Raw genomic sequence first — 565 nt, 5'->3', positions numbered from 1 at the left:
CCTCGGTCTGGTCGTGGGTGACATAGATCATCGTATGGCCGAAACGGCGATGCAGATCCTTCAGCTGGGTGCGCAATTCCCATTTCATGTGCGGGTCGATCACGGTCAGCGGCTCGTCGAACAGGATCGCGTTCACATCCTGGCGGACCATGCCGCGCCCGAGGCTGATCTTCTGCTTGGCATCTGCGGTCAGACCGCGGGCGCGGCGGTCCAGCACGTCGGTCATGCCGATCATCTCGGCCACCTCGGCGACGCGCGACTTGATCACATCCTCGGCCAGGCCGCGATTCTTCAGGGGAAAGGCCAGGTTCTGCCGCACCGACATGGTGTCGTAGACGACCGGGAACTGAAACACCTGCGCGATGTTGCGATCAAGCGTGGGCAGGCCGGTCACGTCCGTCTCGCCGAACAGGACGCGGCCCTGCGAGGGGACCAGCAGCCCGGATATGATGTTCAGCAGGGTCGATTTTCCGCAGCCGGAACTGCCCAGAAGCGCGTAGGCGCCGCCGTCGCGCCATGTCAGGTTCATCGGCTTCAGCGCCCAGTCCGCGTCGCCGGACGGATC

1 protein-coding gene is annotated in these 565 nt (G+C 64.4%); it reads right to left on the bottom strand.

All coding sequences use genetic code 11. The features are described from left to right. Positions 1-565, bottom strand: a 565-nt coding sequence (locus tag B4A72_RS15860; protein WP_292979097.1) for an ABC transporter ATP-binding protein, incomplete at both ends; no start/stop codon positions are given.

This window comes from Paracoccus sp. UBA5162, from assembly GCF_002413585.1.
Classification (GTDB): domain Bacteria; phylum Pseudomonadota; class Alphaproteobacteria; order Rhodobacterales; family Rhodobacteraceae; genus Paracoccus.
Note: the sequence above shows the minus strand (reverse complement) of the source record. Positions and strands in the feature narration are given on the sequence as shown.